This window comes from Paracoccus limosus, assembly GCF_009711185.1.
GTDB classification, from domain to species: Bacteria; Pseudomonadota; Alphaproteobacteria; order Rhodobacterales; family Rhodobacteraceae; genus Paracoccus; species Paracoccus limosus.
In genome coordinates, this window is sequence record NZ_WMIF01000067.1 from 1 (window position 1) to 1,608 (window position 1,608).

A 1,608-nucleotide genomic window follows, 5' to 3' on the forward strand; every position below is an offset into this window, starting at 1 on the left:
GGGCCTAGGCTGTGTGAAAACTCACTGCGGATGATATCTGACGCGTTGCTCGGACCAGATAAGGCGGCCAGCGACAGATTTCGACGGGACGTGGTTTGACGGCCTTTTCAGGCCTTCACCGCTGTCATCAGCCCTTGGATCCCGATCAGCGCCACCATCCGCTTAATGTTATAGGCGAGGACGTTCAGGGCGATCTCGGTCTTCACGCTCCTCAGCCTGCGGGTGAGGAAGTGGGTCGTTCCCATCCAGGCCTTGATGGTGCCGAAGGGATGTTCGACCGTGCCGCGGCGGACGGTCATCGGCTCTGTCGGTCCGATCAGTCTAGCCCGTGCCGCTTCGATCAGGTGCTCATGCGCCCACCGCGTGATCCGGCGCTCCTTGCCGGTCGTGCAGCGGGCCTTTATGGGGCAGCCAACGCATTCGTTGGTCCAGTAACGGCGCAATTCCAACCCATCTTCCTCGGTGGTGTAGCGGTAGGTCAACGCCTCTCCGGCAGGGCAGCGGTAAACATCAGCATCGGCCTCGTAGACGAAGTCGGGCTTCACATACATGCCTTTGACCCTGTTGCCGGACGTCTCCGGCTTCGGGATCGTCGTGGTAATCCCCGCCTCGTGGCAGGTCAGGATTTGCCGCCCGCTGAAGTAGCCTTTGTCGGCCAGCACATGCATCTCGTCGCGATCCAGCGCCTCCTTGGCCGCCAGCGCCATCGGCACCAGCAGGTCGCGGTCATGCCCCTGATTGGTGACGTCGTGGGCGACGATCAGATGTGTCTCGGCATCGACGGCGGTCTGGACGTTGTAGCCGACCATGCCGCTGTTGCGGGCGCTGGTGGCCATGGCGCGGGCATCGGGATCGGTTAGGGAGATCTGACCGTCCGGTGCATCGGCCAGCGCCCGATCCATCGCTTGCAGATGCTGGATGTGCTGGCGGACGCGGCCGTAGCGCTTGGCCAGATGCGCGACCTTCTCGGCCCGGACCTCGCCTTCTTCTTGTCGATCGACGCGGACCATCTCGGCGATGTAGCGTTCGACGTCCGCCTCCAGATGGGCGATGCGGCTGGCGATCTTGCCCTTGGTGAAGTTGCGGTCGCGGGAGTTCGCCGCCCGAAACTTGCTGCCGTCGATGGCGACGCAGGCACCCTTCAGCACGCCGATGCGTCGGCAAAGTTCCACGAACCGGGCACAGGTTCGGCGGATACCGGGGCCGTTGTCGCGCCGAAAGTCGGCGATGGTCTTGTGATCGGGGACCAGCCTGCCCGTCAGCCACATCAGTTCGACATTCCGCCCGGCTTCGCGCTCCAGCCTGCGGCTCGACGGGATCCGGTTCAGGTAGCCGTAGATGAACAGCTTGAGCAGAACGGCGGGATGGTAGCCCGGGCGGCCGGTTCGAGCGTGCGCCGCCCGTCCAAACCCCAAGTCTATCAGGTCAAGCTCGTCGACGAAGAGATCAATCACTCGGCCCAGGTGATCCTCATCGATCCAGTCCTCGAGCCGATCAGGGAAAAGAACCGTCTGCCCGCGTGCAACGCCTTCGATGAACCCCGACATGCCGATCCCCCAACGCCATGCCAAAGTCTATCACAAGACCGAGTTTTTACACAGGCTCGGC

General features: G+C 63.1%; 1 protein-coding gene. It reads right to left on the reverse strand.

Translation table 11 applies throughout. The features are described 5' to 3' along the window. Positions 1-107: 107 nt before the first annotated feature. Positions 108-1,547 (reverse strand): IS1182 family transposase, encoded by a 1,440-nt coding sequence (locus tag GL279_RS19045; RefSeq protein WP_155066169.1) that lies wholly within the window; start codon positions 1,545-1,547, stop codon positions 108-110. Positions 1,548-1,608 lie beyond the last annotated feature (61 nt).